This window comes from Terrisporobacter sp., from assembly GCF_017888745.1.
Taxonomy (GTDB): Bacteria; Bacillota; Clostridia; order Peptostreptococcales; family Peptostreptococcaceae; genus Terrisporobacter.
In genome coordinates this window covers 1-3,197 of the sequence record NZ_JAGHFM010000126.1, presented here as the reverse complement: position 1 = coordinate 3,197, position 3,197 = coordinate 1, and the positions used below count along the sequence as shown (strand labels likewise).

The window sequence follows — 3,197 nt, the reverse complement described above, 5'->3', positions numbered from 1 at the left end:
TAAAAACTATGATTATACTAGTAATTTGATTAGAAAAAAATATTTCAACTGATTCAGCAGCCATAACTATCGTATATATAAATAGAGTAATTAAAAATATTAATATTGCCCCCAAAAAACTTAAAAAATATTTTTTAATATTTAATATCATTATGAATCCCCCCTCTAAAAAATTTGTATCTTAGTTTACATTACAGAACAATTGCGTATTTACTGTTATTGTATCATTTTCAACATCGATTTAAAACGTAAATAAATACTTTGCATATTTCAATCTTTTTTAGTCGTACGACCGACCGATTTTTTCATCCATCTGCAAATTTACCTCTTTATCGTATATCCCAGTAAGATACAGTTGAGTTATATTTACAACCTTAGCATTACTTAGCTTCTTATAAATCTCACCAACATATTTTCCACCCTCAACATTACTCAATAAGATCGTTGACTCCTAAAATATAAATATTAGGGTTATTTAGGGTTTTCGGATTTTAAATCTGACTTTCTATTTGGAAACAGTTCCTTTTTTTATGGGTGCCAAAAGTGCCGAGTAATAACCGAGTATCTTTTTTAGGGTAGCCGAAAAGTCCGATAATTTACCTTTTAGGGAGTCAGAAAAGTCAGAGTACTTCTTTTTTAGGGACTCGGAAAACTCGGAATACTTCTTTTTAGGGGCTGTAAAATGTGTAGGATAAATTCTATAACCTTAGGGTAATCTTAGGGTAACTATGGACCATTTATTATTAGTACCTAATCCTAACCTTATCCATTTTTAAGATACTCAATCTAATTTAGCAATAAGAAGCTATATCATTAGTATAGATGTTAATCCAAAATTGGATTGAGTTAACTTGACTCGGTAATTTTTCTGACGCACTGTTTTAGTGCATTTGCGAAGGTTACTCCAAAATGGAGACCCCTCTGATTTTCCTCTAATATGGTATACGATAATTTACAGTACACCATTCTCTAAATAGGGAACATACTAGGATGTTTTGTCCTGTTATATCTAAAATGACTCGTAAAAAAAATACGACTCTCTAATTCAAGGCATCATAAAATGGATGGTACGTTTCATCCCACCCTTGAAATTTATCACTTTTTTTGTGAAATAGGTATAAGGTTAGCTCTTTATCTGCTCCAAGCTCAAAGTTTAGCTAGGCTCTTCTATTCCATATATAAGCTTCTTTCAAAAAAATAGTACAGTACAATTTTGTACTCAACGTAATTTGTACTTTCAGTTGAAGGGCGAAATATTTCTCTTTTACTTAAAGGGTTTCTTATGGAGTACTGCACCTATTCGTTTGTTTTGGAAGTACTACAAAAAAGGTGCAACCTAAAGATAAAGGTTTCAAAATATAATAATTATAATCGTTGATATTTCAATATTTATCCCCCTTAAACTATTGGAGCACTACGTTTATTTGTCGTTTTGGAAACGTTCCAAAATGGTGCACCCCTAAATATTAATAAAATGTTATTATTTCAATATTTATAATGCTTAAATTCATTTGGAGTACTCCATTTATTCGTTTTGGAAAAATAAAAAACGTTCATAATACAACATAAAAAAAGTAGGAGCATAACTCCTACCCTTATACTTCGCAATATATTAATATTGTTCATAAAAACTAACTTAAAAATTAGAATTTATTTTATAACTATATATAAACTTTACATTATTAGTTATTAGTTTAACATCTTTAATAATTCAAGTAAAACAGATAAATAACGTTACTTTTTATATGTATTTTTTATTTTATGTATATTAAAATGTGTTTATATTAAATGAAAAGGAGAAATTATTTATGAAAATTAAACAAATTAGAAATGCTACATTATTAATCGAATATGCAGGAAAGAAATTTTTAACTGACCCTGTTTTAGCTAAAAAAGGTACTTTTCCTCCATACCCTAGTCCAGTTAGGCCAAATGAATATAATCCAATAGTTGAATTACCTGTTGGGATTGATGAACTTATAAATGTTGATGCTATAATTGCAACGCATTTACACTCAGACCATTTTGATGATGCTGCTAAAGAACAATTACCTAAAAATATAAAAGTTTATGTTCAAGATGAAAATGATAAAAAAGAATTATCAGATTTAAACTTTACTAATATTGAGGTTATTGAAGAAAATACTACTTGTTCTGATATTAAAATAATAAAAACAAGTGGTCAACATGGTACTGGTGAAGTGTTAGATGTAATAGGAAATGTCTGCGGAGTTATATTACAACATCCATCAGAAAAAACGCTTTATATAGTTGGTGATACTGTTTGGTGTGATGAAGTAAAATTAGCAATTGATGAACATTCACCAGAAATTATTATCACTAATAATGGTTGTAATACATTATTAAACTATAATCCTTTAATAATGGGAACTGATGATATCTATGAAGTGCATAAAGCTGCTCCAAATTCACTAATCATTGCAAGTCATATGGAAGCAGTAAATCACTATACTCTATCTAGAAAAGATTTACGTAAATTTACTATAGAAAATGGGTTTTCATCTAAGGTTCTAATTCCAGATGATGGGCAAGAATATACTCTTTAAAAAATAATGTTACCAAAAAAATATAAACGAATACTTTATGTTTTCATTTATATTTTATTAATTAAAAAAGAAAGGAACGTGATTTTTGATGAATACGAAAAAAGAAACATTATGGTCCTATAATTTTATTATTCTTTCTTTAATAAATTTCTTTTTGACACTAATTTATTTATTACTTAATTCTACAATGGCAGATTATGTTATAAATAAATTTAGTTCAACTACAAGTCAAGCAGGATTTGTAGTTGGTATTTTTATTATTGGCTCATTAATAGGACGTATTATTGTTGGGCAAATCAAGCAATCAAAAAAAATATTATATGCAGGCTTGATATTTTTTACTTTAACTACTCTTTTATATTTTCTTAATTATGGAATGGTATTTTTAGTAATAAGTAGATTATTAAATGGTCTAGCTCTTGGAATAGCTAGTACCATAATAGGTACAGTTATAGTATCTATTGTTCCACCATCTCGAAAAGGTGAAGGTATAAGTTACTTTGCTGTAAGTACGGCTCTTGCTACAGGTTTAGGTCCATTTATCGGCGTTTATTTAAGTACTAATACAAGTTTTATTACTATTTTTAAGTTTTGTTCATTATTATGTGTATTTAGTTTAATAATAGGAAC

Annotated in this window: 3 protein-coding genes; 2 read left to right on the top strand and 1 reads right to left on the bottom strand. The window is 28.1% G+C overall.

Features of this window, described 5'->3' with window-relative positions; translation table 11 throughout:
• Positions 1 to 280: 280 nt before the first annotated feature.
• Positions 281 to 436: a hypothetical protein gene (locus J7G74_RS06150; RefSeq protein WP_297133184.1), complete on the bottom strand. Its 156-nt coding sequence runs from the start codon at positions 434 to 436 to the stop codon at positions 281 to 283.
• Between the two features lie 1,372 nt (positions 437 to 1,808).
• Between J7G74_RS06150 and J7G74_RS06145 the strand changes: the two genes are divergently transcribed.
• Both J7G74_RS06145 and J7G74_RS06140 read left to right on the top strand, forming a co-directional pair.
• A complete protein-coding gene (locus J7G74_RS06145) occupies positions 1,809 to 2,567 on the top strand; it encodes an MBL fold metallo-hydrolase (protein ID WP_297133182.1) in 759 nt (252 codons plus the stop codon).
• A gap of 187 nt (positions 2,568 to 2,754) precedes the next feature.
• On the top strand, positions 2,755 to 3,197 hold a 443-nt coding region (locus J7G74_RS06140; protein WP_297133180.1), incomplete at its 3' end, for an MFS transporter.